The sequence below is a fragment of the Nocardiopsis sp. NPDC058631 genome, from assembly GCF_042716955.1.
Classification (GTDB): Bacteria; Actinomycetota; Actinomycetes; order Streptosporangiales; family Streptosporangiaceae; genus Nocardiopsis.
Map to the genome: position 1 here is coordinate 1 of NZ_JBHXQY010000016.1, position 24,263 is coordinate 24,263.

The following is a 24,263-nucleotide window of genomic DNA, read 5'->3' on the forward strand; positions in this document are numbered from 1 at the left end:
TCCCCGTCCGGGAGGGGACGGCCACGCGGGTTCAGTGGTGTCCTCCGTGGTCGGTGACGGGGCCGCTGTCGGCCGTCCTTGGCTGCACGGGTGCGGTGACGTCGAGTCCGCGCCCACCGGCGAAGGTGAGCGCGACGGCGACCTCGTCCCCCGCCTCCAGGGGTTCGGGCAGGTCGTTGACCATGATGTGGTAGCCGCCGTCGACCAAAGCGGTGGAGCCTCCCGCCGCCACCGGGATCTCGTCCACGACGCGCATACGGGAGGCGCCGGAGCCGGTGGCCTCGGTACCGCACAGGTCGGCGCCGGGCGAGGCCCCGGTCGAGACGCCGGTGATGGCGGTGTCCTCGTCGGCGGCGTTGTGGACCTCCAGGTAGAGGACGGCGATCTCGGGGTTGGCGGGTTCGGGCACCCACGCGCCGGTGATCTCCAGGTCACCGTCCGCGGCCCGGCCCCGGGGCCCCGCGGTGGCGGCGTCCGCGGTCCCGTCCGGGGGTGCGTCCCCCGTTCCGCAGGCCGTGACGAGGAGCAGTGCGGTCAGTGCGGCGGGAGCGGCGGCCCGTGACAGGGCCGCGGCCCCGAGGCGTTGGAGCGGCATGGTGTTCGCGGCTTCCTCGTGGTGGTGTTCGTGCGGTCGTGCGGGTGGGGTGCGCACCCCTCCTCGGGGTCGTCCGGGGGCCCTCCCGGGTTCCCGGGAGGCGCGTTCTCACCCCGGAAAGAGGTCGTGCGCGGCCCAGGGGTCGCCGTCGCGCACCGGGGGCACCGCGAACAGGGCGCTCCCCTCGTGGCGGACGAACGGGTGGAGGGCGTCGCCGCCCTCGTCCAGGGCCCGCTGCACCGGGGTGAAGCCGGTTCTGGGATCGGCCTGCCAGGCGGTGAAGACCAGGCCCGCCTGGCGGCGTCCTGCGGTGTCCCAGCCCAGGTCGTAGTTGAAGCCCCTGCGCAGCATCCGTGCGCCGAGGGTGTTGCCGGGGGCGGCGAGCCGGATGTGGGCGTCGCGGGGGATCACGGGGGCGCCGTCCTCCCCCGTGGCGGCCAGGTCGGGGCGGTCGTCCTCGGCAACACCGCCCAGCGGCGCACCGGAGGAGAGACGGCGGCCGATGACGGCCTCCCGGTCCGCGGGGTCGAGGGAGTACCAGTCGTCGAGGAGCATGCGGATGCGGCGCACGACGAGGTAGGTGCCGCCGTCCATCCACGCCAGGGAGGGTTCGGGGTGCGCGGCCAGGACCTGCGGGCCGAACAGCGGATCGGAGGCGTGCGGGTTGACGGTGCCGTCGATCTGCCCCATCAGGTTGCGCGGTGTGGCGGCCGGGTCGTCCGCGGCCGCGGCGGAGCGCTGGAACCCGGACAGGGACCAGCGGGGCCGCACGTCGCCCGCGACGGCGCCGACCAGGTGTCCGACGGCGGAGGAGACGACGACCGGGTCCTCCGCCCCGACGTGGAGCAGCAGGTCCCCGCCGCACCAGCCGGGTTCCAGGCGGTCGGTCGCGAAGGCGGGGATCTCCTCCATGTGCGGGGGGATCCGGTCCCCGGCCCCGGCCCTGTCCAGGAGTGGGGCTCCCAGCCCGAGGGTGATGCCCAGCGAGGCCGGGAACAGCCCCTGGGTGGGAGCCCCCTCGACCCGGGTGTGGAGGCCGTGCTCGTGGAGGGCTCCGATCTCCCGGCTCCATGTCCGGAGCACCCGGCGCGCGGCCTCGCGCGTTCGCCCTCCCGCCTCCGCCCGCAGGTCCACGGCGACCATCTGGACCTGGGAGGGCGTGGGTGACAGGAGCGCGGGGGGCATGCCGTCGCGGTCCCCCGCCCGGGAACGGGCGGGGGCGAGGGCGTGCCCGTGTTCCTGTCCGAGCCGGTGCTCGGCGACGGCGTGACCGGCGCCCGCTCCGGCGGCGAGCCCGGCGAGCCCGGCCGCGCCGGTGGCTGTCAGCAGGTTCCGGCGGGAGGGGCCGTGGGGCTGGTCGGTCCGGCGTCTCACAGGAGGGTCTCCGCGAGCACCGGGAGCAGGGCGGCGATCTGGTCGGCCTCGGCGCCCTCGTCGAACATGCCGGCCGCCTCGCCCCCGGGCAGGAGGACGACGACGCGGCCGCCGTGGGTGACCAGGTACTGGCCCTCGGTCTCCTCCGGGGGGTCGATGGCGATGCCGTAGTCCCGAGCTGCCTCGACCGTCGCGTCGACGTCCCCCCGGATCCCGTGGAAGGAGGGGTCGAACCGGTCGAGCCAGGACCGCAGCTGCTCGCCGGTGTCGCGGGCCGGGTCGGTGCTCACCATCACGACGTCGTAGGCGTCGGCCGCGTCTGCGGCCCGGTCGAGGGCCAGGTCGACCTCAGCCATCGTCATCGGGCACACGTCGGGGCAACTGGTGTAGCCGAAGAAGAGCAGGGTCAGCCGGTCGCCGGCGACGTCGGTGAAACCCCAGGGTTCGCCGTCGAGGGTCGCCAGCTCGATCGCCGAGGCGGCCATGGGGTCGTCGGACAGGTCCATGTAGTAGTCGGCCTCCGTGACGGGGTCCGCGACGGAGCAGGCGGTGGCGAGGGCGAGGGCGGCGGCGCAGAGCGCGACGCCGGCGGGGGTGCTCGGGCGGGGTCGGGAAGGCATGGTTCTCGTTCTCGTGGTCGTGGCCCGGCCGCCGGTCGGCCGGGGGTGTGTGAGGGGGGCGGGGCGGTACGGGGACGCCGCACCGCCCCGGAACCGGATCAGGCCGCCTGGCGCAGCATGCGCACCAGGTCGCGTCGGCCGCGTGCCACACGGGAGCGCACCGTGCCGACGGGGGTTCCGATGGCCCGGGCCGCCTCCGCGTAGGGCATGCCGTGGATCTGGGTGAGCACGAAGGCCGTCCTGCGGTCCTCGGAAAGCTCCTCCAGCAGGTACAGCAGGGCGAGGTACTCGTCGAAGCGCCCCTGGTGGGCGGACATGTCCTCCTCGGCCCACTCCCCGACGGCGTCGTGGCGGGGGGTGCGGCTCCGGGCCCGGTAGCGGTCGGCCACGGTGTGGCGCGCCACGGAGAAGAGCCAGGCGCGCACCGGTGCACGTCCCGCGTAGTGGTCGAGGCCGCGCAGGGCACGCGAGAAGGTCTCCTGGGTCAGGTCGTCCACCCAGGACGGGTCCACCCGGCGGGCGATGAAGCGCACCACGTCGTCACGGGTCCGCGTGAAGAGGGCGTCCAGTGCGTCCCGCGCGCCCTCCTTCGCGCGCATCGCCAGTGCCGTCAGTTCGCCGTGTTCGCCGCCGGGGAGGCGGGGCCGGTCCGGTTCCGGCGGCCTGTCGCAGGGCACGGAGGAAGTGGCCTCACAGAGAGGAAGCATGTCTGTTCTTTCTGTCGCCGCACGCGCGGTCACCGGGACAGGGGTCGCCAGGACAGGGGTCGCCCAAGGACCGCGCGGTACTCGTGGGAGGGGGCGCTCGCTCGGGCGAGGCGCCCCGGAGGGGCTGGGGGCGGCCCGGAGGGCGCGCTCGGCCGTCCACCGGCACGGCGGGGCGGTGCCGCAACGGCGCGACCGGGGCGGGTCGGGGCACGTGCGGCCGTGACCTCACCCTGCGGAAGGCGTGGCGAACGCGGGTCTCAGGCGGGCGACAGGAGCGGAGGGCCGCGCAGGATGCGGGTGTGCCGCAGATACGGCAGGCGGATGCGGACGGGTGCGTCCGCGGCGCGCAGGGGTGCGACGACGGGGCCGCGGGGCGCGGGAAGTCCGCCCAGCAGCACCACCAGGGGGAAGAGGGCGAGGGCCATGAAGCGCAGGAAGGCGAACAGCGCCGTCTCCCCGCGGCGCAGCCACCAGGCGCTGGCGAGCGCGGAGACCACGTGCATCGCGATCATCGTCCACGCGGGCACGGCCGCCTGGACCACCACGTCACCGCCGTGCGAGGCGGGGTGCGGGTCTGCGAGCGAACCGACATAGCTGAACGCCACGTGCAGGGCGAACTGCCCCCAGAGCATCCACCCGGTGAGGGTGGCCCATCCCTGGCGCCGGTTCGTGGCCGCCCACGCCATGGCGAACACGAGGGCGGCCCCCGCCAGGAGGCCGGCGAACGGGACGTCGTGGCCGGAACTGAGCGCGTGCCCGTGCGCGGACAGGCTCGCGCACACCAGGGTGAACACCCCGGCGCGCAACGGGCGGCACGACTCGCTCTCGGACATCTCCCCGCCATCGTCCCACCACCGCGGGGGGCGATGACAGCGGGTCGGGGTCACCAGCCGGTGAGCAGCAGGTGGTTGGCCAGGAGGGCCGTGGCCCCCTGGGCGGCCAGCCATCCCCTGTGGTGGCGGTCCGGCAGGAGCGCGACGGCGGGGACGAGCCACAGCACGAACGGCAGCCAGATGCGCTCGGTCTCGCCCTTGCTCATCCCCGAGAGGGTGGCCACCGTGATCGCGCCGAGCGCGGCGGCCACGAGCAGGGCCGTCGTCGCTGTCTCCCCGGCCGGTTCCCGGCGCAGGCCGGCCGCGGCCCCGGGCAGGAGCGCCGGCATCCGGCGCAGGGCCGCCGCGGTCGCGGGTCCGACCGCCAGGCAGGCGACGGCCAGGTTCGCCCACACCCAGTACGCGTGGGGGCGGACCGCCGCCACCCCCTGGTAGTAGCGCTCCACGAGCAGGTGGTACCCCTCCCACCACAGGAAACCGGACGCGGTGAAGGCGGCGGCGACGGCCAGGGCTCCGGCCAGGGCGTAGGGGAGGGGGCGCGCGTTGCGCGCGCACAGGAGCACCGACACGGCGGGGATCGCGGCGAGGACCAGACCGTAGGACAGGTACACCGCCCACCCCAGGAGCAGGCCGGCCGCCAGGGCGGCGGTGCGCGGCGCACGGGCGCCGGGCGCCGCGCCCACGGCGAGCAGGGCCAGGCCCCACGCGGTGACCGCCGCGAAATAGCCGTCCGCGGACACGCCCACCCACACCGCGGCGGGCAGCAGCACGAGGAACGGGGCCACCCTGCGCGCCGACGCCTCGGCGCCGAGCGCGCGCATCGCGACCAGAACGGCTGCGGTGGCCGAACCGCCGGCGAGGACGCACCAGAGCCCGGCCCACCCCCCTCCGCCCAGGCCGGCCCGGTCCAGGGCGACGAACGTCAGGACCGCGCCCGGGGGGTGCCCCGCCACGTGTGTGGGCCAGTTGTCCGGCTGTCCGACCAGGATGTGGGCGGTGAACGTGCTCAGGGCGGCACCGGCGTCCGCGAAGCGGTCCACCGAGGACAGGTACTCGTGGGGCGACAGGAGGCGGTCGGCCATCCCGCGCCGCCAGCCGTCGACCAGGGCGAGCGCCGCGGTCCAGAGCGTGGACGCGGCCCAGGCGGCCCCCACCAGGGCGGGCCAGGGCAGGGCGCGCGCGACCGCGGGCCCGCAGGCCGCCACCGCCGCCGCCAGGGCGAGGGCCGGGACCGTGCCGGGGCCCGCGTGGGGGAGCCAGGACGCGTACAGCGGCGGCCAGTCCACGTGGAGGACGCCGCGGGTGCGCTCGATCCAGGTCCCGACGACGGCTGCGGCGGCGAAGAGGAGCACGGCCAGGGCGACGGCGCACAGGTCGGCGCGAAGACCTGTCCTGGCGGCGCCGGGTGTCTTCCGGTCGTTGCGGTGGAGTTCTGGCTGCGTCACGCCGTCACCGTAGGACACGCGCGCTCCCGTGGCGGGGTGCGCGGCGGTGTGTCGCCGGGGCCGGAAAAACGCTGGTCGCAGCGGTCCGGCGCGGACACACCGCAGGAAGGACGGTCCGTCCCCGCCGCTCCCGGTCGGCCTAGCATGACCGTGGGTCGACCCATCGGGCCGGGAGGCGAGAGACCACGTGGACGAGCAGGTCGGTGGTCCGCGCCGGGAACGTCCTTCGGACGGAGCGGACGGGGAACCGGGCCCCCTCCCCCGCCGGCCGGTCGGCAGGGTCCGCGCGCTCCTCCGGGCCGGTCCCCCCTTCGGCCCCACCCGTCCGGGGTTCTGGCGCAGTCCGCTGCGCGGACCGCGGCTGACGTCCCTGCTGGGGGCGGTCCTGCTCGTCGGTCTCCCGGTGCTCTTCCTCACCGGCCTGCTGTCCTATGCCGCCTACAACCCCGACCTGGGCTCCAACGACATGACACCCGACAAGGGGATCCTCGGGTTCTACCTGTTCCCCTGGCCGACCGACCCCCCGTGGCTCTACCGGCTGACCCAGGGCGTGCACGTCACCCTCGGCGTCATGCTGGTCCCCGTCGTGCTGGCCAAGCTCTGGTCGGTCGTGCCGCTCCTGTTCCACTGGCCCCCGGTCCGCTCCCCCGCACACGCGCTGGAGCGGCTCTCCCTCCTGTTCCTGGTGGGCGGCGCTCTGTTCGTCTTCGCCACCGGCATCCTCAACATCCAGTTGGAGTACGTCTTCCCCGGCTCCTTCTACCCCCTGCACCTCTACGGCTCCTGGGTGTTCGTCGCCGCCCTCGTCTCCCACATCGCCCTGAAGCTGCCGGCCATGGTGCGTGCGCTGCGCGGACACCGACCGCACCGGGGCCGGGGCGACGACGGCCTGGTCGCACCGGACCCCGCCCCGGAGACGGCCTCGCGCCGCGCCCTGCTGGGAGCGGTGGGACTGGGCTCGCTCGCGCTCCTGCTGACGACGGTCGGGCAGAGCCTGGGCGGACCGCTCCGGCGGACGGCGGTCCTCGCACCGCACGGCAGGCTGCCCGCGGGCGGGGCCGAGGGCTTCCCGGTGAACACCACGGCCGCCCGCGCGGGGATCACCGGCGCGGACACGGGCCCGGACTGGCGGCTGACGGTCCGGGGCGGGGGCCGCGAGGCCGTCCTCACCAGGGAGGATCTGCTCGCCCTGCCCCAGCACAGGTCGGCGCTGCCGATCGCGTGCGTGGAGGGGTGGTCGACGCCCGACCTCGACTGGGAGGGGGTCCGCCTGGCCGACCTCGCCGCCCTGGTCGGGGCCGCGGGGCCCCCGGGTGTCCTCGTGGAGTCGGCCCAGCGCTCGGGCGCCTTCAGCAGCGCGGCCCTGCGCGACAACCAGGTCGCGGACCCGCGGTCGCTCCTGGCGCTGCGGGTCAACGGGAAGGACCTGTCCCCCGACCACGGCTACCCCGCGAGGGTGATCGTGCCCGCGAACCCGGGTGTGCACAACACGAAGTGGGTTACCCGGCTCGGTTTCGGAGAGGTGTGACGGCCCTCCTGCGGCGCTGGTACGGCGCCTCGCCGTGGCACCTCCTGCTGATGGCGGGCGTGTTCGCCCTCGTCGCCTACGCGGGCGTGCGCCTGCTCGCCGGGGGCAGCCCGTGGGGCATCGCCGTGTGGTTCGCGGGCGGGGCCCTGCTGCACGACCTCGTCCTCGTCCCCGCCTACAGCCTGGTGGACCGCCTCCTCCTGTTGGTGTGCCTGGGCCGCCGCAGGCGAGCGGACGGCTCGTGGAGGAAGCCCGGCCGGGCGCGCGTGCTCCTCCTCGACCACGTGCGCGTCCCGGCGGTCGTCTCCGCCCTCCTGCTCCTGGTGTACCTCCCCCTGGTCGCGGGCCCCCCGGAGGCCTACGTCTCCAAGACGGGCCTGGCAGGGGAGCCGTTCGGACACCGGTGGCTGGCGGTCTGCGCGTTCCTGTTCGCCGGGTCGGCTGCTCTGGGCGCGGTCCGGTACGCGCGGGCCGCCCGGTCGGCGGCCGTGCGCTGAGTCCCGGCCGCAGGGGCGCCGCTCCCCTGCCCGGCCGCCGTTCAGCGCGGTGCGCGCAGCGCGGCGAAACGGCGTCCGTGCACGTGCCATGACTCCGTCCACGCCCATCCGGCCCCTTCGGCGCACCGACGCAGTGCGGGGAGCCCGACCCGCGCCCACGGAAACGGTGCTCCCGGATCCCCGCAGCCGTCGGTGACCTGCACCGACACGCGCTCGTGGACGTCCTGGGCCGCGGCCTCGACGATGAGCAGCCCTCCCGGCAGAACGAGTTCGCGTACCCGGGTGAGCAGGTCACCGGGCGCCCCGCCGATGCCGATGTTGCCGTCGAGCAGTAGCGCGGTGCACCAGCCGCCCTCCCCCGGCAGCGGGTCGAACACCGAGGAGCACACCGCCCGGCCGCCTCCCCGGACCGCTCGCGCCACCGCCACCGGGTTCGTGTCCACGCCCAGCACCCGGTGGCCGCGGGCGGTGAGCGTGGCGACCATGCGCCCGGGACCGCAACCGACGTCCAGGGTGCCGCCCTCGGAGCGGTCCAGCACGCTCTCGTCCGCGGCGTCGGTCCCCCCGCACCAGCGTTCGACCTCCAAGGGGAGCATCCACCCGTCCGACCGGCGCAGGAACAGGGGTCCGCGGCCGTTGGAGAGCGCCTGCGAGTAGGCGTCGCACAGCCACGGAGCCGTCCCGGCCTCGATCCCGGTCCCGGTGGCGCTCACCGCCGACACCCCGCACCCGCGCGCCGGACTGCCCTGGCGAAGCGGCTGTCCGGTACCAGTGAGGCCACGAGGGCGGCGTCGCGCGCGGTGTCGACGTCCGTGATCCTCTCCAGGTCGCCCACGCGCAGACCGGCGCGCACCAGCCGCCCGTACTGGATGCGGCCGGTGTGCTCCGTCGACATCGGGACGCCGCGCAGCAGGTCGGGGTCGGGGTCGGCCAGACCGAGCGCCCAGAAGCCGCCGTCCCGGCTGGGGCCGAACCACGCGTCGGCGCGGTCCCACGCGTCCGGGGCCAGGGCGGGGGCCAGGAGCTCCCGGCTCACCTGCGGGGTGTCCATCCCGATCAGCAGGGTGGGCCCCGAGCACGCGGCGAACGCGTGCGCGAGCCGTTCGTCCAGGCCCGCGCCGATCTGGGGCACCACCTCGAAGCCCGGGTCCGGGAGCCAGGGCCCGGGCGCGCCCTCCAGCACCAGGAGCCGTCTGCGGGCCGGGAGTGAGCACACCGTGTGCAGGGTGTCCGCCAGGGCCGCCTCGGCGAGCGCGGCGGCTTCCTCCGGCGTGTACTCCGGTGTCATCCGCGTCTTGACCAGGCCGGGGACGGGCTCCTTGGCGATCACCACCAGGGTGCAGGCTCCGGGCGGGAGGCCGGCGTCGCGGGGGCGGGTCACGGCGCCCCCTCCTCGGCGCGCACGCGGTGCCCGGCCGGGGGTTCGCGCAGCACCGCCGTCATGTCCCGCACGGCGGTCCAGGTACCGCGCCAGGTACCGGTCACCTTGGACGCCCCCGACCGGGGCAGGTAGGGGACGTCCACCTCCTCGATCCCCCACCCGGCGTCGGCGGCGCGCACGACCGTCTCCAACGGGTAGCCCGAGCGCCGGTCGGTCATCCCCAGTCCGACGAGGGAGGTCCGGCGGGCCGCTCTCATCGGGCCGATGTCGCGGACCTCCACCCCGCTGCGGGCACGCAGCATCCGCGCGACGACGGCGTTGCCGGCCCTCGCGTGCACCGGCCAGGTTCCACGGCGGACGGGGCGCCGCCGCCCCAGGACGAGGTCCGCCCCGCCGGTCCGGACCCGCTCCACCATCGGCGGGAGCAGTCCGGGGTCCAGCGAGGCGTCGCAGTCGCAGAAGCAGACGAACTCGGCGGTCGCGGCGGTCAGCCCGGCGTGGCACGCCGCCCCGAAGCCCCGGCGCGGTTCGGGGACGACGAGGGCTCCCAGGTCAGCGGCGATGGAGGCGGAGCCGTCGGTCGAGCCGTTGTCCACCACGATCGCCCTCCAACCCGGTGGTATCCGCTCCAGGACCCAGGGCAGGGCCGATGCCTCGTCCAGGCAGGGGAGCACCACGTCGACCGGCGGAGGTGGGCCGTGGCCCGTCGTGCGCGGGTTCCTTCCCGCCGGTTCGTCGTGTGCGCGGTCGTGTTCATGAGGTTCACCGATCATTGTGATCACGTTACGAATCGATGCGCTCACCGAACGCGAAGAGCGGTCGCGACACGCGGACGTGTCGGCGTCAGCTCGTGGCGGCACCGACCGATCCGCGCAGTCCCGCACGGGCGAACTCGGCCATCCCCTCGGCGAAGCCGACCCTCGGCCGCCACGGCAGCTCCTCCGTCAGCCGGCGGGAGGACGCCGTGATGTGGCGGACGTCGCCCAGCCGGTACTCGCCGGTGATCCGGGGCTCGGCGCCGCCGTACGCGTCCGCGAGTGCCCGTGCCATCTCGGCGATGGTGTGCGGCGTCCCGCTGGCGGTGTTGAAGGCGGACAGCTCCCCCCGGGCCCGGCCCCGCACCGCCTCCAGCGCCGCCACGTTGGCGCGGGCGACGTCGCCGACGTGCACGAAGTCGCGCCGTTGGCGACCGTCCTCGAACACGCGGGGCGCCTCGCCCCGGGCCAGGGCCGAGCGGAAGAAGGAGGCGACGCCCGCGTAGGGGGTGTCGCGCGGCATCCCCGGCCCGTAGACGTTGTGGTAGCGCAGCGACACCGCGCGCCCGCCGACGGCCCTGGCCCACGACGCGCACAGGTACTCCTGCGTCAGCTTCGTGGTGGCGTAGACGTTGCGGGGGTCGGTCGGCGCGTCCTCCCCGACCAGGCCGGGCGCGAGCGCGGCTCCGCAACGGGGGCACGGGGGGTCGAACACCCCGGCCCGCAGATCCGCCTCCGACCTCGGGCCGGGGCGCACGTCGCCGTGCTCGGGACAGGTGTACCGCCCCTCGCCGTAGACGACCATCGAACCGGCCATGACGATGTCGCGGACGCCGGCCCGGACCATGGCGGCCAGCAGGACCGCCGTGCCCAGGTCGTTGCAGCCCACGTAGTCGGGGGCGTCCAGGAAGTCGGCGGAGCCCAGTCCGACCATCGCCGCCTGGTGGCAGACCGCGTCCACCCCCCGCAGGGCCCGCTCGACGGCACCGCCGTCGCGGACGTCGGCCACGACGTCGACGGCCCCTGGTCCCGGTCCGGGGTGCGCCTGGGGCAGGTAGGCGTCGAGGGTCACCGCCTCGTGCCCGGCCAGGCGGAGTTCCTCCGCCACCCGTGACCCGATGAACCCGGCCCCACCTGTGACAAGTACGCGCATGGCCTCCAACCTACGTTCGGCCCCCGCACCACCGGCTGCTCCGCCACGCGCGGTGCGGGACTCGTGCGATCGACCGTCTCAGGCCGGACCGATGCGCCCACCCCGACCGGCGGTGTCGGCTGTCCCCATCCCGGCGCGCCGGCGGGCCGATCCGGCTCCCAGCGCGAGCGCTCCGGTGAGGAGCACGGGCACGAGCAGGCCCGTGCCGACCCCGCCCTGTTCGGAGAGCAGGCCGATCGCGGGCGCACCCACCAGGGGGCCCACGTAGCCGATCGCCGCGACCGTTCCCAGGTTCCTTCCGACGTGCCGGGGGTCGATCTCCGCCGCCGCACTGAAGAGCTGGGGCACCGCGCACGACAGGCCCAGGCCGATCAGGGCGAACCCGGCCAGGACCGTGGCGGGCGCGGGGAGGCCGAGCGCGAGGGCGAAACCGCAGGCCGCGGTGATCGCACCGTACCGGAGCAGGTTCACCCGGCCCAGCAGCAGGGCCAGCCGGTCCCCCAGGATGCGGCCGACGGTCATCATCACCGTGAACGACGCGAACACGGCAGCCGCCATCGCCCCGGACGCGCCCACGCTCTCCTGGGCGTAGAGGGCGCTCCAGTCCTGGACGGCGCTCTCGGAGAGCATGGCCGCCATGGTCATCGCGCCCAGGGCCAGGAGTACCGGGGAGAGCAGGGGCCTGCGGGGAGATCGGCCGCCACGGGCGGGAACGTCCGCGGTCGGAGGTGTGTACCGCACGAGCGCTCTCGCGGGGATCAGGGCCGCCAACGCCAGGAGCACGCCCATGGTCTGGAAGGTGGCGAGCGGCCCCAGGTCGGCGTGGGCGGTGACGACTCCGCAGAGGGCGCCGAAGGAGGCCCCCAGCGAGACGAAGGCGTGGAAGGAGGACAGCAGCGGGCGCCCGAGCGGCTGCTGGAGGAAGGCCGCGTGGGTGTTGACACTGATGTTGAGCAGGGAGTGGGCGGAACCGAGCACGAACAGGGCAACGGCCAGTTCGCGGGGCCCGGTGGCCGCTCCTGGCAGGGCCAGGCAGAGCGAGGAGGCGACCGCAGCCGGGGCGATGACGAACCGGGGCGCGCACCTGTCGAGCAGTGTCCCGCCCACGCGCGCCGTGATGATCGCCCCCACGCCCATGCACAGGAGCGCGAGGCCCAGTTCGTCGGCGCCGACACCGCTCTGCTCCTTGACCGCGGGGATGCGCGACGCCCACACGGGCAGCACGGCCCCGGTGAGGAAGAAGTACCCGGCCAGGGCGGATCGGGCATAAAGCGCCCTTTTTTCACTTGTACCACGTTCAGGGTTGGAATGGGCGGTGTCGGGTTTCACGGACACTCTCCAGGTTCTCTGGGGCTGATGGAATCGATCGTCTCCGACGGAGCAGGACATGGGTGACGGTGGCGACGAGGGGTGCATGCGGACACACAGCTGCCGGTCCGCGCTCTCCCTGCCAGACCCATGGTCGGCCGAAAACACGAGATTACAAGGGCCGCAACCCGAAGAGCAGTTATTCCCGGAGTTTATTTTGCAGATCTACAAATGGCTCAATTCAGATCTTTCACAATGTTGCACCACATGGGGAGATTATCCGAGATATTCTTTTTCTCGACAACAAAGGAGAACATCGGAAAGAATGACAATGACCAACAGGTCCCACTTGTCACCCTCTACGGCAGGGTGCATACGACGCACAGGGGGACATTTGATCGCGGGTCGCGAATATTTATTTCCCCTGTCCGAAGTTATCCGGGGGTTCCCCGCGCTGGGTGCGACACCACCGAAGCGGAGGGTGTGGTCTGGAGCACTCCGCACCGGAAGGCCCACCTGGAACACCAGGTGCGGTCCGTCCCATCCCCCTTGGAGCGAAGGCGTACACCGGGAGGGCGCCTTCGGCGACGTCGGACCGAAGGAATGGTCGGACCCGGCCCGCGAGCCCGGCACGGAATGCGCAATGGGCGGGCGGGAGCGGCCACGGCACCGCCCCGCGTGCGGGCGACCGCCGCTCCGGAACCGCCGCCGACCCGGTGCGGAAGCACGACCCGGCACCGCGGAGGAGATCGTGCGGCGGCACATCCCACACGGCCCGGGCCGCCGGGCGATGGGGCCTCGGAGCACCCGGACCGGCCGGAACGCCGGGCGGCGCGGTGGTAGGTTCCACTGGCCGGGAGACCGTGGTGCCCTCAGAAGCGAACCCGCCTCGCGCCCGTGTCCACCCCGCGGCCCGCCGAGGGCCGCTTCAGGAGAGGACCCCATGACCGACCGCGCCATCCCCACCGCCATCTCCGACCTGCCCTACGCCGAGGACCTGCGCCCCTTCAGCATGGAGCAGCTCCACCAGGACCCCCACGAGGCCGTCCACTTCGACGGCGACAGGTTCGAGGGGGTCCACCTCACCGGAGCCCGGTTCATCGAGAGCGCCTTCACCGCCACCCAGTGGAACGGCGGGAGCCTGCGCAGATGCAGGTTCACCGACGTGTGGTTGCACACCGTGCGCATGACGGGCACCGACACCGCCGAATGCACCTGGCTCGACAGCCACATCGTGGACAGCATGTTCGCCGGGACCGTGTCCTTCAACTCCGAGGTGCAGCGCGTGGTGTTCTCCTCCTGCAAGCTCAACGGGGTGAACTTCCGGGCCTCGCGTATGACCGACGTGGTCTTCGAGGACTGCGTCCTCACCGACGTGGACTTCGGTGAGGCGGCTCTGTCGCGGGTCGCCTTCCCCGGTTCCAGCCTCCGGGGCGTGCACCTGGCCAAGGCGAAGCTGCGCGAGGTGGACCTGCGCGGGGCGGTCGAGCTCGACCTGACCTCGGGTTTCGAGTCCTTGGCCGGCGCGGTCATCGGCCGGGCCCAGCTGATCACGCTCGCCCCCGCGCTGGCCGCCAGCTCGGGGATCACGGTCCAGGACGGGTAGGCGCCCCGCCGGGTACCGGCCTACCGCCGGGTCCTGGAGCGCCCCTCCCCGGCCCCGGGGTGTACTGGTCCGGAACGCCCAGCCCCGCCTACCGGGCCGACTCGGCCGCGTCGGCCCGCCCGGCGGGGGTGAGGGACATGGCGGTGTGCTCCTTCAGGCCTGTGGGGGGGGTTGGCGGGGTTCAGGGGCTCACCCGGAACTCCTTCTAGAGGCTGCGGGCGGTGATGTCGCCGTAGGAGGTGGTCGCGTGGATGTTCAGGCCGACGTCGGCGCCCTCGCTGTTCCTGAGCGCGTTGTGGATGCGGCCGCTGGGGGTTCCGGCGTCCAGGGAGGCCGACACCCCGGCGGCAACCGCGACCGTGATCCCACCGGACTCGGTGCGCAGCACGACCTCTCCGCGCACGGCCTCGGAGATGTCGATGTCGCCCTTCTGGACGCTGATGTCCGCGGGGCCGCCCAGACGGCCGACCGAGACGTCGCCGGCCAGGACGGTCAGGCGGGCCTCCGCGGTCTCGTCGAGTTCGACCGTGGCCTGGCCGCCCTCGAAGACGACCTCGCCCAGGCGGCCCACTCCCCGGAACTCGGCGCTGGCCGCCTTGGCCTCGACGCGGGAGCCCAGGGGCAGCTGGACGGTGACCTCGACGGCTCCGGTGGGGCCCAGGAGCTGGTTCTTCGCCGAGGTCACGATACGCAGGACGCCGTCGCCGTACTCGACCCCGGTCTGCTCCGCGGTCTTGACGTCGCGGCCCTTCGCAGCGTCCGCGGGCAGGACCTCGACCGTGGTGTCGGTGCGGTCGGCGGCGACGAACCTGATGCGTCCCGCCGGGATGTCGAGGACGGCCGAGACCGGGGCGGGGGTGTCGAACTTTTGCATCGCGCTCTCCTTCTTCTGCAGCGCGCCCCTTCGGCCCGCTGTTTCTTATATTGGAAAAGCTACGTTGCATTCGTAGTTAAAGCAACATCCTGTTCACGCAAAACCGCCATAGTCGCAGGCAGAGAGCGAAATATCGTTGCATCGGCTTTAAATCTAACGCAACGACCCCACTCCCATCGTTGCAATAGATGAGAAATGAACGCTAGAGTGACGGCACCACGGACCACGAAGGGGACCGCCATGCCGGGAGGCAGACTCACCCAGCAGGATCGCCGGCAGATCGCACAGGGAGTGGCCGACGGCCTCGCCTACGCGGAGATCGCCAGGGGCCTGGACCGACCGACCTCGACGATCACGCGGGAGGTGATGCGCAACGGGGGCCCCACGGCCTACCGTGCCGACCTGGCCCACCGCGCCGCCGAGCAGCGCGCCCACCGCCGCAGGAAGCCCGCACCGCGAAGGACGCAGACGCCCCCGCAGGCCCACGGACGCGACGCCGAGGCGGTGCGCGAGTACGAGGAGGCGTTCGCCGCCGTCTTCATCCAGACGGGCCTGCCCAGGATGAGCGCCCGGGTCCTGGTCAGCCTCCACACCGCTGACGCGGGCAGCCTCACCGCGTCCGAACTCGTCCAGCGCCTCCAGGTCAGCCCCGCCTCGGTCTCCAAGGCGACCACGTTCCTGGAGAGCCAGGGCCTCATCCGCCGCGAACGCGACGAACACCGCCGTGAGCGCTACGTCGTCGACGCCGACGTCTGGTACCAGTCGATGATCGCCTCCGCCCAGGCGCACACGTATCTCGTCGAGGTCGCGCAGCAGGGCGTCGGCGTCCTCGGCCCGGGCACCCCGGCCGCCGCACGCCTTGAGAACATCGCCCGCTTCGTCGACTTCGTCAGGGAGAGCATCGTCCGCGCCGCGGAGCAGGCCCGCGAGATCCTCGGAACGCCGGCCGAAACGGACTCGACCGACCGCTCCGAGCCGGGTCCGGACCGCTGAGGGACGGTCGGCCTGCCGGTCGCTGCCGGCGGAGGGGGACAACACCGTGGCCACGGCGCCCCCGCCGGAAGCGGGGCCGGGACGGCGGCCCCGCGTAGGCTCCCGCGGGCCGCGGCAAGGGGGCAGAACACCCCGCGAAGGCCGCTATCGTCCGAGGAGACACCCCCAGAACGCTGCGAGGACTCCGTCGAGCGCGGCACACAGAAGGAAGAGCGGCTTGCACACGAGCACCATGCCTCCCAGGACCCCGCGCCCCGACCGCGGTGGCGGCATGCCGCCCTGGCTCCCCCGGGCCATGATGCTGGCCATGTGGATCGTCACGGCGTTCGGTATCGTCCTGTGGCTTTTCGTGCGGTTGCAGAACCTCATCATGCTGTTGCTGATCTCGTTGTTCCTCGCGCTCGCGCTGGAACCCGCGGTCAACTGGCTCCACCGGTACCGCTGGCCGCGCGGACCCGCCACCGGGGCGGTGATGCTCCTGGTGATGGCGCTGACCGTGGCGTTCTTCAGCCTGCTCGGGTCCATGCTGGTCGGCCAGGTCCTGGCCTTCGCCGCCGAGGTGCCCGCGATGATCCGCGCCGCGCTGCACTGGGTCAACCAGACGTTCGACACCTCCTACTCGCCCACGACCCTGCTCAACGAGATCTCCAGCGCCAGCGGGGTCGTCGAGCAGTACGCCTCCGCGATCGCGGACAACGTCTGGGGCGCCGGGACGACCGTCATGGCCCTGCTCTTCAACGGCCTGGCGATCGCGCTCTTCACCTTCTACCTGTGCGCCGACGGGCCGCGCTTTCGCCGCGTGATCTGCTCGGTCCTGCCGCCGCGCACGCAGCGCGAGACGCTGCGGGCCTGGGAGATCGCGATCGACAAGACCGGCGGCTACCTGTACTCGCGGGCGCTCCTGGCGCTGGTCTGCTCGGGCGCGCACTACGCGGTGCTGGTCGTGCTCGACATCCCCTTCGCGTTCGCGCTCGCGCTGTGGGTGGGAGTGCTGTCGCAGTTCATCCCCACGGTCGGCACCTACATCGGCGGTGCCGTCCCCGTGCTCGTGGCACTGCTGGTGGGTATCTGGCCCGCGGTGTGGGTGCTCGTGTTCGTGATCGTCTACCAGCAGTTCGAGAACTACCTGCTCCAGCCGCGCATCACCGCCAAGACCCTGGACATGCACCCGGCGGTGGCCTTCGGGTCGGTCCTGGCGGGCGTCGCCATCCTGGGCGCGCCCGGCGCGCTGCTCGCACTGCCGATGGGCGCGAGCCTCCAGGCGTTCCTGAGCACCTACATCCGCCGCTACGAGGTGGAGGAACACCACCTGCTCTCCGCTGCCGCCGAGGCCGATACGGCGCCCGCCGCCGACCACGGGGAGGGCGACGGACCCCGGACGGACGACGGCGCCGGAACCGGCCACGGGGGCGGCAGAGCCGCGCGGGGGGCCGACGGCACACCCGGTTCCGCCCCGTCTCCCACGGACTGACCGGGGGCACCCGGTCCCGGTGGAGTCCGAAGGGGTGTCCTTCCCGGCCGGTCGGGGTGAGCCGTCGGTGGCGGGGGCGAGCCACAGCCCGGTGAGGGCGCCGGTCCGCCGGAGGGCGGGGGCGCGCCCCGGCGCCCCGTCACTGCTCGGCGGCAACGCCCGAGGGCGTCCTCACGTGGTGGCGTCCGAGCGGGAGCATGAGCGGCCTGCCCGTGGTCGGGTCGGGGATGACACGGCTCTCCAGGCCGAAGACCACGCGCACGCTGTCCTCCGTCAGCACCTCCTCGGGCTCGCCCACGGCGTGCAGCCGCCCGTCGGCGAGCGCGATCAGCTGGTCCGCGTAGCGGGCGGCGAGGTTGAGGTCGTGCAGGACCATGACGATCGTCGTGCCGCGGTCCCGGTTGAGGTCGGTGAGCAGGTCGAGCACCTCGACCTGGTGGCTCACGTCGAGGAACGTCGTCGGTTCGTCCAGCAGGAGCAGGTCGGTCTGCTGGGCGAGCGCCATGGCGATCCACACCCGTTGACGCTGCCCGCCGGAGAGCTCGTCGACCGACCTGTCGGCGAGGTCGGTGGTCCGGGTCGCCTCCAGGGCCGACGCCACCGCGGTGTCGTCCTCCCTGTTCCAGCGGGCGAACATCCCCTGGTGGGGATGGCGTCCCCGCCCCACGAGGTCGGCGACGGTGATGCCCTCGGGGGCGATCGGCGCCTGTGGCAGCAGGCCCAGCGTGCGCGCCAGCTCCTTGGCCGGCATGCGGTGCACCTCCTTGCCGTCGAGCACCACGCGGCCCTTCCTCGGTGCGAGGAGCCGGGACATCGACCGCAACAGGGTCGACTTCCCGCAGGCGTTCGCGCCGACGATCACCGTGATCCTTCCGGGTGGCACGACGAGGTCGAGGGAATCGATGACCAGGCGGTCTCCGTAACCGAGCGCGAGGTCCTGGACCTCCAGTGAGTGGGTCGCGGTCACAGGGAGCCTCCGGCGCGGTTGATGCGGACGATCAGGTAGATGAGGTAGGGCGCGCCGAGCACGCCGGTGACGACGCCGACCGGGTAGCGCGTCCCGAAGGCGAACTGGCCGCAGAGGTCGGCGACCAGGACCAGGAGGGCGCCGACGAGCGCAGACGGCACCAGGAGCGAACCACCGGGCCCCACGATACGGGCGGCGATGGGCCCCGAGAGGAACGCGACGAAGGCGATCGGTCCCGCCGCCGCGGTGGCGAAGGCGATGAGGCCGACAGCGGCGACGATCACGATGATGCGGGTGGGTTCGACGCGCACCCCGAGGGCCGAGGCGGTGTCGTCGCCGAGCTGCATCACCGAGAGGTTGCGTGACTGGCTCAGGAGCAGGGGCGCCAGGAGGACCAGGGCCACGAGGACCGGCACGGTCTCGGCCCAGGTCGAGCCGTTGAGGCTGCCGGTCAGCCACCGCATGGCCTCCTGGAGGTCCCATTCGGCGGCCTGGGAGAGGACATAGCCGGTGACGCTGTCGAGCATCGCGGCGATACCGATGCCGATGAGGATGAGGCGGGTCCCGACGACCCCGCCCCTGAACGCGAGGGCGTACACGAGCAGGGCCACGGCGAGCCCGGCGGTGATCGCGACGACGGACACGCCGGTCCTGCCCAGCGAGAGCATCACGATCGCGAAGGCCGCCGCCGCGCCGGCCCCGGAGCTGATCCCGATGATGTCGGGGCTCGCGAGGGGGTTGCGCAGCATCGTCTGGAAGGTGACACCGCCGATACCGAAGCAGAGACCGACCGCGACCGCCAGCACCGCCCTGGGCAGGCGCAGGGTCCCGACGGTGAACGACGCGCCGGGAACCTGCTCCCCGAGGATCACGCCGATGACGTCGGCGGGCGGGTAGAAGGTCCTGCCCACCATCAGGCTGGTGGCGAACACGGCGATGATGAGTACCGCGAGCACCGCGATGACGACGCCCCGCCTGGCCGTCCGGCGGATCCGGCCGCGGGTGACGGCCTCCACGTCGAGGGGGCGGGTGACGGTTTCCGCGCTCACAGGGCACGCACCTTCTGCCGACGGACGATGTAGATGAAGACCGGTGCGCCGATCAGCGCGGTCACGATGCCCACCTCGACCTCGGAGGGGCGCGCCACGACGCGGCCGACGACGTCCGCGGCGGTGAGCAGCGACGCTCCGAGAAGGGCGGAGAACGGCAGCAGCCACCGGTGGTCCACACCGATCAGCAGACGGCACGTGTGGGGTACGACCAGGCCGACGAACATGATGGGGCCGGCGACCGCGGTGGCCGCGCCGCACAGCAGCACCGCGCCGAGTGCGGCGGTCGCGCGCACGAGGGCGACGCGCTCGCCGAGCCCGGCCGCCAGGTCGTCGCCCAGGGCGAGGGAGTTCAGGGACCGTGCCGAGAGCAGGCACAGGACGAGTCCCACGGCGAGGAAGGGCAGGACGCGGGTGACGCTGTCGAAGGAGGCACCGCCGACGCCCCCGATCTGCCACTGCCGGAACCCCCCGGCCATGTCGTTGCGCGGCATGATGACGGCGGTGACGAGCGAGGAGAAGGCCGCCGACGTGGCGGCGCCCGCGAGAGCGAGCTTGAGGGGCGTGGCCCCGCCCCTGCCGAGCGAACCCACGGTGTACACGAACGCGGCCGAGGCCGCGGCCCCCGCGATCGCCACCCAGATGTAGCTGGTCGGCGAGGCGAGTCCGAAGAAGACGATGCCCGTGACCACGGCGAGCGAGGCGCCCGTGTTCACACCCAGGATCCCCGGGTCGGCGAGCGGGTTGCGGGTCACGCCCTGCATGACCGCCCCCGCCAGCCCGAGGGCGGCGCCGACGATCACCGCGAGCAGGGTGCGGGGGACGCGCTTGGTGACGGCCGCCTGTTCGAGCGTCTGGTCGGCACCGCCCAGTGCGGCGAGGACGTCCGCGAGCCCGACGGTGCGGGAGCCCCAGGCGACGGAGGCCAGCATGGCCGCCACGAGCACCAGGAGGGAGAGGAGCAGCCAGAACGACCGTGCCCGCACCGGCCGCCGCGCGGTGTCGGCCTCCGGTGCGGGTCGGGTGTGGACCATCGTCACTGGACCTTGTCGGCGGCCTCGGCGAGCGCGGCGACGTAGTCGTCGAGCACCCACGAGATCGACAGCGGGGTCGGGTTCGCGGCGGTGGCCAGGGGTGAGCTGCCGGGCAGGAGGAACACCGAGTCGCGCTCGACGGCGGGCATCTTCGAGAGCAGCGGGTCGCTCTGGAGGATCTCCAGGAGCTCGCCGGTGTCGTCGCCGTAGCCCGTGATGATGTCGACGTCGTCGAAGGCGTCGATCTGCTCGGTGCTCTGGGTGAGGGAGAACTGGTCGGTGTCGGCGGAGAGTTCCGCGATGCTTCCGGGGGTCTCCAGGCCCAGGTCCTCGAAGAAGAGGGTCCTGGTGTCGTGGGTGGTGTAGAAGCCGACCTCGCTGACGTCGGTCGGGTCGACGTGCGTCATGAACATGGCCGACTTGCCTTCGAGCTGCGGGTACTCGGCGACGACGTCGGAGATCTCCTGTTCGAGCTCGGCGATCAGCTCGTCACCCTCGTCGGCCAGGCCGATGGCCTGGCTGTTGAGCCGGATGATGTCGCGCCACGACGTGGCCCACGGGCCCTCGGGGTAGGCGACGACGGGGGCGATGTCGCTCAGGGTGTCGTAGTCCTCCTGGGTGAGCCCGGAGTAGGAGGCGAGGATGACGTCGGGCTGCGTGTCGGCGACGGCCTCGAAGTCGATGCCGTCGTTCTCGTCGAACAGCACCGGGGGCTCGCCGCCGAGTTCGTCGAGCTTCTCGTCGACCCAGGGCAGGATGCCGTCGTCGTTGTCGTCGCCGAAGTTGGCCTCTGCCATGCCGACGGGCACGACGCCGAGCGCCAGCGGCACCTCGTGGTTGGCCCAGTTCACCGCGGCGACCCGTTCCGGCTGCGACTCGATGGTCGTGGTGCCCAGCGCGTGCTCGATCACGATGGGGTACTCACCGGATCCGCCTTCGGCGGCGGCTTCCTCTTCTTCCGGCTGAGCGCCGCAGGCGGCGAGGGTGAGGACCGTGGCTGCGGCAGCCGTCAGGGCCGTGAACCGGTGGGAGCGCATCAGAATACATCCACTCTTGGAGGAATGAGGGTAGGCTCGCCTAAATTAGCAGACCCTAAATCATCCCAAAACGGAGGTAGGCATATAAACCTCCTCTGCGTGCCTCGCGGGGCTCCGAGAGAAGCTTCCGGGGGAAGGTGCCGCTCGGCGTGAAGACCGCCTCCGCGGGCGTCCGGGCACCGCCCGGGGCGCGGACGCGGCGGGACCCGGCACGAGCTGCTCCCAGGAGGCCGCGTCCCGCCGGAGCTGCCTGTCATGAGTGGCGATCACCACAGCCGCACCGGTGGAGCCGAGCCCCTCGGTGAGCTCCTCCACGAGGGCGATCGAGAGGTGGTTCGTCGGCTCGTCCAGCAACAAGCACGTCGAGGACCGTGACCGGTTGCTCCAGGTACCCCTCCACGGTGGACCCCCCGGCGCCGACCAGGGTCGTCCCGGGGCGCGTGCGCAGCTCGGGCACGCGAAACCGCAGCGGGAGCGGGGGCACGGTGACCGCGTGCTCCCGCAGGTCCTCGCGCCGTCGGTGGACGGCACGCACCGGGCCTGGGGCCCGGGTCGCCCGCTGGTGCTTGCCAGGGCCTTTGCCCGGGCGCCAACCGCTGACGAGCCGGTTCTGCGCCTCGGACAGATCCTGGGTCAGGCGGGCGTGTTCAACCCGCCTCCCCTCCCAGGACCCGGCGAAGCCCCCGCCGTGGGCTCGGAGCCTGCCGTCGCGACTCGGGGCGAGGTCGGGCATCGTCGTGGCCACGTCCGAGAGCAGGGCACGGTCGCGGCCGACGAGCGCCACGCCGTTGGCCCCACGCAACCGTTCGGTCAGGGAGTCGGGCCCGGCAGCCTCCCGGGGCCGCACCGCGGGGTCAGGGGCGGACCCCGCGCGGGACCAGGGCCGCCGCGGCGAGCGGCACCGCCGCCAGGAGGAGCCAGGGAGCCGGCCCGCCGACGTCGAGGACCGCCCCGGCGGGCACGCTGCCCAGGAGCACCACCAGACCGGACAGCGAGGACAGCGCGCCCGTGAACAGACCCAGGCGGGCGTCGTCGACGAGGTCGGGGAGCCAGGCGCGGACCGTCGGCACGATCAGGACCTGCCCCAGGGTGAGCGCGGTGACGAACGCCAGGGAGGGCAGGAGCCCGCCCAGGGCGCCGACCGGCGTCAGTGCGGCGGCGGAGGCGAAGCCCAGAGAGATCAGCAGCAGCCCCCACACCAGCGTCGCGCGACGTGTCAGCCGGGCCGCGGCCCAGGACAGCACGGGGAACTGCACGGCGATGTAGAGCACCGACGCCCACGCCAGCAGCCAGCCCAGCGCCGCCTGGGAGCCGGTCGCCCGCTCCACCTCCCCCGGCAGCGCCAGGTAGAGCTGGTTGTAGGCCAGCAGGTAGCCGCTGTAGGCCAGGCACAGTCCCAGGAACCGGCGGTCGCCCAGCAGCAGCCGCACCCCCTCGCGCAGCCGGGGGTGCCCCCCGCCCGGATCCGCGCCGGGCGCGGAGTCCGGCGCTGCCCGGGGCATGAGCCGCAGGTGGCCGGCCAGCACGAGCGCGAAGACCGCCGCCCCGACCAGGCAGGCGGTCCGGAATCCGCCGAGCAGGAGCAGAGCGCCCAGGAGCGGGCCGACGAGCGTCCCCGCCTGTCCCGCGACGGAGAACAGCGCGAGCACGCGCGTGCGGTGCGTACCGGCCGTCCGTTCGTGCCGCACGGCCTGGCGCACGACCTCCGTCTCGACCGCAGGGGAGAACAGCGCGGCGGCGAACCCGATGAGCAGCACCGACACGATCACCGGGGCGGTGCCCTCGGCGAAACCGAGCCAGCAGAACCCGGCGATGCGCAGCGCGCAGCCCACCAGCACGACCGGTCTGGCCCCGAACCGGTCGGTGAGCGTGCCGCCCACGACGAACAGGCCCTGTTGGCTGAAGGTCCGCAGGCCCAGCACGAGGCCGACCAGCCACCCGGCGAGGCCCAGCCCTCCGCCGAGGTGGTCGGCGAGGTAGGGCAGGACCGCGAAGAACCCGACGTTGAACGCGAACTGCGAGCCGATCAGCAGCAGCGTCAGGGGAGAGAGGCCCCGCAGGTCGCGCAGGGCCTGCGCCGTGAGCCCGGACCGCGGCCCCGGGCGCTCCCGACGGTCGGGGCGGACGGTCCTCCCCCTGGTGTCACCGGCGAAGGTCATGACGCGGTCGGGGACGTGGGTGCGCGGGAGGCGCCGACGGCCGCCGGAACCGCCGCCACCAGCTCGCGCGTGTACGGGTCGGCCGGCCGCGAGCAGACCTGGCGGGCGGGGCCGGTCTCCACGACCCGTCCCTCACGCATGACCGCGACGCGGTGGGCGACGTGCCCGACGAGTGCGAGGTCGTGGGAGATGAAGAGGTATCCCAGTCCCAGGTCGTCCTGGAGCCCGGTGAGCAGGTTGAGCACACCGGCGCGCACCGAGGAGTCCAGGGCCGACACCGGCTCGTCCAGAACCAGCAGCCGAGGCTCGCAGGCCAGCGCGCGGGCGATCCCGACGCGCTGGCACTGCCCGCCGGACAGCTCGTGCGGCAGCCTGTCGCCGTGGGAGGCGTCCAGCCCCACCGTGTCCAGCAGGGCCGCCACGCGGTCGGGGCCCGTCGCGCGGTCCCAGCGCCCGTGGATGCGCAGGGGCTCGGCGACGGCGTCGCGCACGCTCAGTCGGGGGCTGAGCGAACCGTAGGGATCCTGGAAGACCGGTTGGAACGCGGGTCGCAGGACGCGCAGACGCGCCGCGTCCATCGTGGTCAGCTCGCTTCCCTCGAAGCGCACCGACCCGGCGTCGGGGCGGCGCAGGCCGATCACGGCGGAGGCCGTGCTGGACTTGCCGCACCCCGACTCCCCGACCAGGGCGAGCGTCTCCCCGGCGCGGATGTCGAAGGACACCCCGTCGACGGCCGTCACGGGCGCGGAGCGTCGTGTGCGGCCCGGGTAGCGCACCACCAGGTCGCGGACCGCCAGCAGCGGCGGGGCGGAGTGGGTCATGTCGTCCTTCCTCGTCGGGTGTGCGGGAGGCGGGCGCCCCGCGGGCGCCCGCCGTG

General features: G+C 73.5%; 23 protein-coding genes. 5 read left to right on the forward strand and 18 right to left on the reverse strand.

Annotation, left to right across the window (positions count from 1 at the left end; genetic code table 11):
- Positions 1-31 precede the first annotated feature (31 nt).
- From ACFWTE_RS08075 to ACFWTE_RS08100, 6 genes are all read right to left on the reverse strand, one after another.
- Positions 32-652, reverse strand: a complete 621-nt coding sequence (locus ACFWTE_RS08075) for a copper chaperone PCu(A)C (protein WP_378778590.1) — start codon at positions 650-652, stop codon at positions 32-34.
- 51 nt (positions 653-703) lie between these two features.
- A complete protein-coding gene (locus ACFWTE_RS08080) occupies positions 704-1,969 on the reverse strand; it encodes a Dyp-type peroxidase (RefSeq protein WP_378778591.1) in 1,266 nt (421 codons plus the stop codon).
- Positions 1,966-2,589, reverse strand: a complete 624-nt coding sequence (locus ACFWTE_RS08085; RefSeq protein ID WP_378778592.1) for an SCO family protein — start codon at positions 2,587-2,589, stop codon at positions 1,966-1,968. Before ACFWTE_RS08085 ends, ACFWTE_RS08080 begins: the two co-directional genes overlap by 4 nt.
- A gap of 98 nt (positions 2,590-2,687) precedes the next feature.
- Complete coding sequence (locus ACFWTE_RS08090) at positions 2,688-3,296, reverse strand: RNA polymerase sigma factor (RefSeq protein ID WP_378778593.1); 609 nt, start codon at positions 3,294-3,296, stop codon at positions 2,688-2,690.
- A gap of 257 nt (positions 3,297-3,553) precedes the next feature.
- Positions 3,554-4,129, reverse strand: a complete 576-nt coding sequence (locus ACFWTE_RS08095; protein ID WP_378778594.1) for a hypothetical protein — start codon at positions 4,127-4,129, stop codon at positions 3,554-3,556.
- A gap of 50 nt (positions 4,130-4,179) precedes the next feature.
- The gene (locus ACFWTE_RS08100) at positions 4,180-5,574 is read right to left on the reverse strand and encodes a hypothetical protein (protein WP_378778595.1); all 1,395 of its coding nucleotides are present in this window, start codon (positions 5,572-5,574) and stop codon (positions 4,180-4,182) included.
- A 187-nt stretch (positions 5,575-5,761) separates the two neighbouring features.
- Here ACFWTE_RS08100 and ACFWTE_RS08105 point away from each other — a divergent pair, with 187 nt between their 5' ends.
- The gene (locus ACFWTE_RS08105) at positions 5,762-7,102 is read left to right on the forward strand and encodes a molybdopterin-dependent oxidoreductase (protein ID WP_378778596.1); all 1,341 of its coding nucleotides are present in this window, start codon (positions 5,762-5,764) and stop codon (positions 7,100-7,102) included.
- Entirely contained in the window at positions 7,099-7,599 is a 501-nt protein-coding gene (locus ACFWTE_RS08110) for a hypothetical protein (protein WP_378778597.1), read from the forward strand. The genes ACFWTE_RS08105 and ACFWTE_RS08110 overlap by 4 nt, the downstream gene beginning before the upstream one ends.
- Positions 7,600-7,640: 41 nt before the next feature.
- On the opposite strand, the gene ACFWTE_RS08115 is transcribed toward ACFWTE_RS08110, so the two are convergent.
- From ACFWTE_RS08115 to ACFWTE_RS08135, 5 genes are all read right to left on the reverse strand, one after another.
- The gene (locus ACFWTE_RS08115; protein ID WP_378778598.1) at positions 7,641-8,312 is read right to left on the reverse strand and encodes a class I SAM-dependent methyltransferase; all 672 of its coding nucleotides are present in this window, start codon (positions 8,310-8,312) and stop codon (positions 7,641-7,643) included.
- Positions 8,309-8,980 carry a DUF2064 domain-containing protein gene (locus tag ACFWTE_RS08120; RefSeq protein WP_378778599.1) on the reverse strand — a complete coding sequence of 224 codons (672 nt, stop codon included), beginning with the start codon at positions 8,978-8,980 and terminating at the stop codon, positions 8,309-8,311. Before ACFWTE_RS08120 ends, ACFWTE_RS08115 begins: the two co-directional genes overlap by 4 nt.
- Positions 8,977-9,753 carry a glycosyltransferase family 2 protein gene (locus ACFWTE_RS08125; RefSeq protein ID WP_378778600.1) on the reverse strand — a complete coding sequence of 259 codons (777 nt, stop codon included), beginning with the start codon at positions 9,751-9,753 and terminating at the stop codon, positions 8,977-8,979. Before ACFWTE_RS08125 ends, ACFWTE_RS08120 begins: the two co-directional genes overlap by 4 nt.
- Positions 9,754-9,823: 70 nt before the next feature.
- The gene (locus ACFWTE_RS08130; RefSeq protein WP_378778601.1) at positions 9,824-10,888 is read right to left on the reverse strand and encodes an NAD-dependent epimerase/dehydratase family protein; all 1,065 of its coding nucleotides are present in this window, start codon (positions 10,886-10,888) and stop codon (positions 9,824-9,826) included.
- A gap of 78 nt (positions 10,889-10,966) precedes the next feature.
- Positions 10,967-12,217 carry an MFS transporter gene (locus ACFWTE_RS08135; RefSeq protein ID WP_378778602.1) on the reverse strand — a complete coding sequence of 417 codons (1,251 nt, stop codon included), beginning with the start codon at positions 12,215-12,217 and terminating at the stop codon, positions 10,967-10,969.
- A gap of 922 nt (positions 12,218-13,139) precedes the next feature.
- On the opposite strand from ACFWTE_RS08135, the gene ACFWTE_RS08140 reads away from it, so the two are divergent.
- Complete coding sequence (locus ACFWTE_RS08140; RefSeq protein ID WP_378778603.1) at positions 13,140-13,802, forward strand: pentapeptide repeat-containing protein; 663 nt, start codon at positions 13,140-13,142, stop codon at positions 13,800-13,802.
- Between the two features lie 205 nt (positions 13,803-14,007).
- Here the strand turns inward: ACFWTE_RS08140 and ACFWTE_RS08145 are convergent, their stop codons facing one another.
- Positions 14,008-14,676: a DUF4097 family beta strand repeat-containing protein gene (locus ACFWTE_RS08145; protein WP_378778604.1), complete on the reverse strand. Its 669-nt coding sequence runs from the start codon at positions 14,674-14,676 to the stop codon at positions 14,008-14,010.
- Positions 14,677-14,916: 240 nt separating this feature from the next.
- Here ACFWTE_RS08145 and ACFWTE_RS08150 point away from each other — a divergent pair, with 240 nt between their 5' ends.
- Both ACFWTE_RS08150 and ACFWTE_RS08155 read left to right on the forward strand, forming a co-directional pair.
- Positions 14,917-15,669, forward strand: a complete 753-nt coding sequence (locus ACFWTE_RS08150; protein WP_378778605.1) for a helix-turn-helix domain-containing protein — start codon at positions 14,917-14,919, stop codon at positions 15,667-15,669.
- 271 nt (positions 15,670-15,940) lie between these two features.
- Positions 15,941-17,140, forward strand: a complete 1,200-nt coding sequence (locus ACFWTE_RS08155; protein ID WP_378778665.1) for an AI-2E family transporter — start codon at positions 15,941-15,943, stop codon at positions 17,138-17,140.
- Between the two features lie 139 nt (positions 17,141-17,279).
- Here the strand turns inward: ACFWTE_RS08155 and ACFWTE_RS08160 are convergent, their stop codons facing one another.
- The 6 genes from ACFWTE_RS08160 to ACFWTE_RS08185 form a co-directional block, all read right to left on the reverse strand.
- A complete protein-coding gene (locus tag ACFWTE_RS08160) occupies positions 17,280-18,107 on the reverse strand; it encodes an ABC transporter ATP-binding protein (protein ID WP_378778606.1) in 828 nt (275 codons plus the stop codon).
- The gene (locus tag ACFWTE_RS08165) at positions 18,104-19,156 is read right to left on the reverse strand and encodes a FecCD family ABC transporter permease (RefSeq protein WP_378778607.1); all 1,053 of its coding nucleotides are present in this window, start codon (positions 19,154-19,156) and stop codon (positions 18,104-18,106) included. Before ACFWTE_RS08165 ends, ACFWTE_RS08160 begins: the two co-directional genes overlap by 4 nt.
- Positions 19,153-20,190: a FecCD family ABC transporter permease gene (locus tag ACFWTE_RS08170; RefSeq protein ID WP_378778608.1), complete on the reverse strand. Its 1,038-nt coding sequence runs from the start codon at positions 20,188-20,190 to the stop codon at positions 19,153-19,155. Before ACFWTE_RS08170 ends, ACFWTE_RS08165 begins: the two co-directional genes overlap by 4 nt.
- A gap of 2 nt (positions 20,191-20,192) precedes the next feature.
- Positions 20,193-21,227 carry an iron-siderophore ABC transporter substrate-binding protein gene (locus ACFWTE_RS08175; protein ID WP_378778609.1) on the reverse strand — a complete coding sequence of 345 codons (1,035 nt, stop codon included), beginning with the start codon at positions 21,225-21,227 and terminating at the stop codon, positions 20,193-20,195.
- Positions 21,228-22,081: 854 nt separating this feature from the next.
- Positions 22,082-23,386 carry an MFS transporter gene (locus tag ACFWTE_RS08180; protein WP_378778610.1) on the reverse strand — a complete coding sequence of 435 codons (1,305 nt, stop codon included), beginning with the start codon at positions 23,384-23,386 and terminating at the stop codon, positions 22,082-22,084.
- Positions 23,383-24,207 carry an ATP-binding cassette domain-containing protein gene (locus tag ACFWTE_RS08185; protein WP_378778611.1) on the reverse strand — a complete coding sequence of 275 codons (825 nt, stop codon included), beginning with the start codon at positions 24,205-24,207 and terminating at the stop codon, positions 23,383-23,385. The genes ACFWTE_RS08180 and ACFWTE_RS08185 overlap by 4 nt, the downstream gene beginning before the upstream one ends.
- Positions 24,208-24,263: the final 56 nt, after the last annotated feature.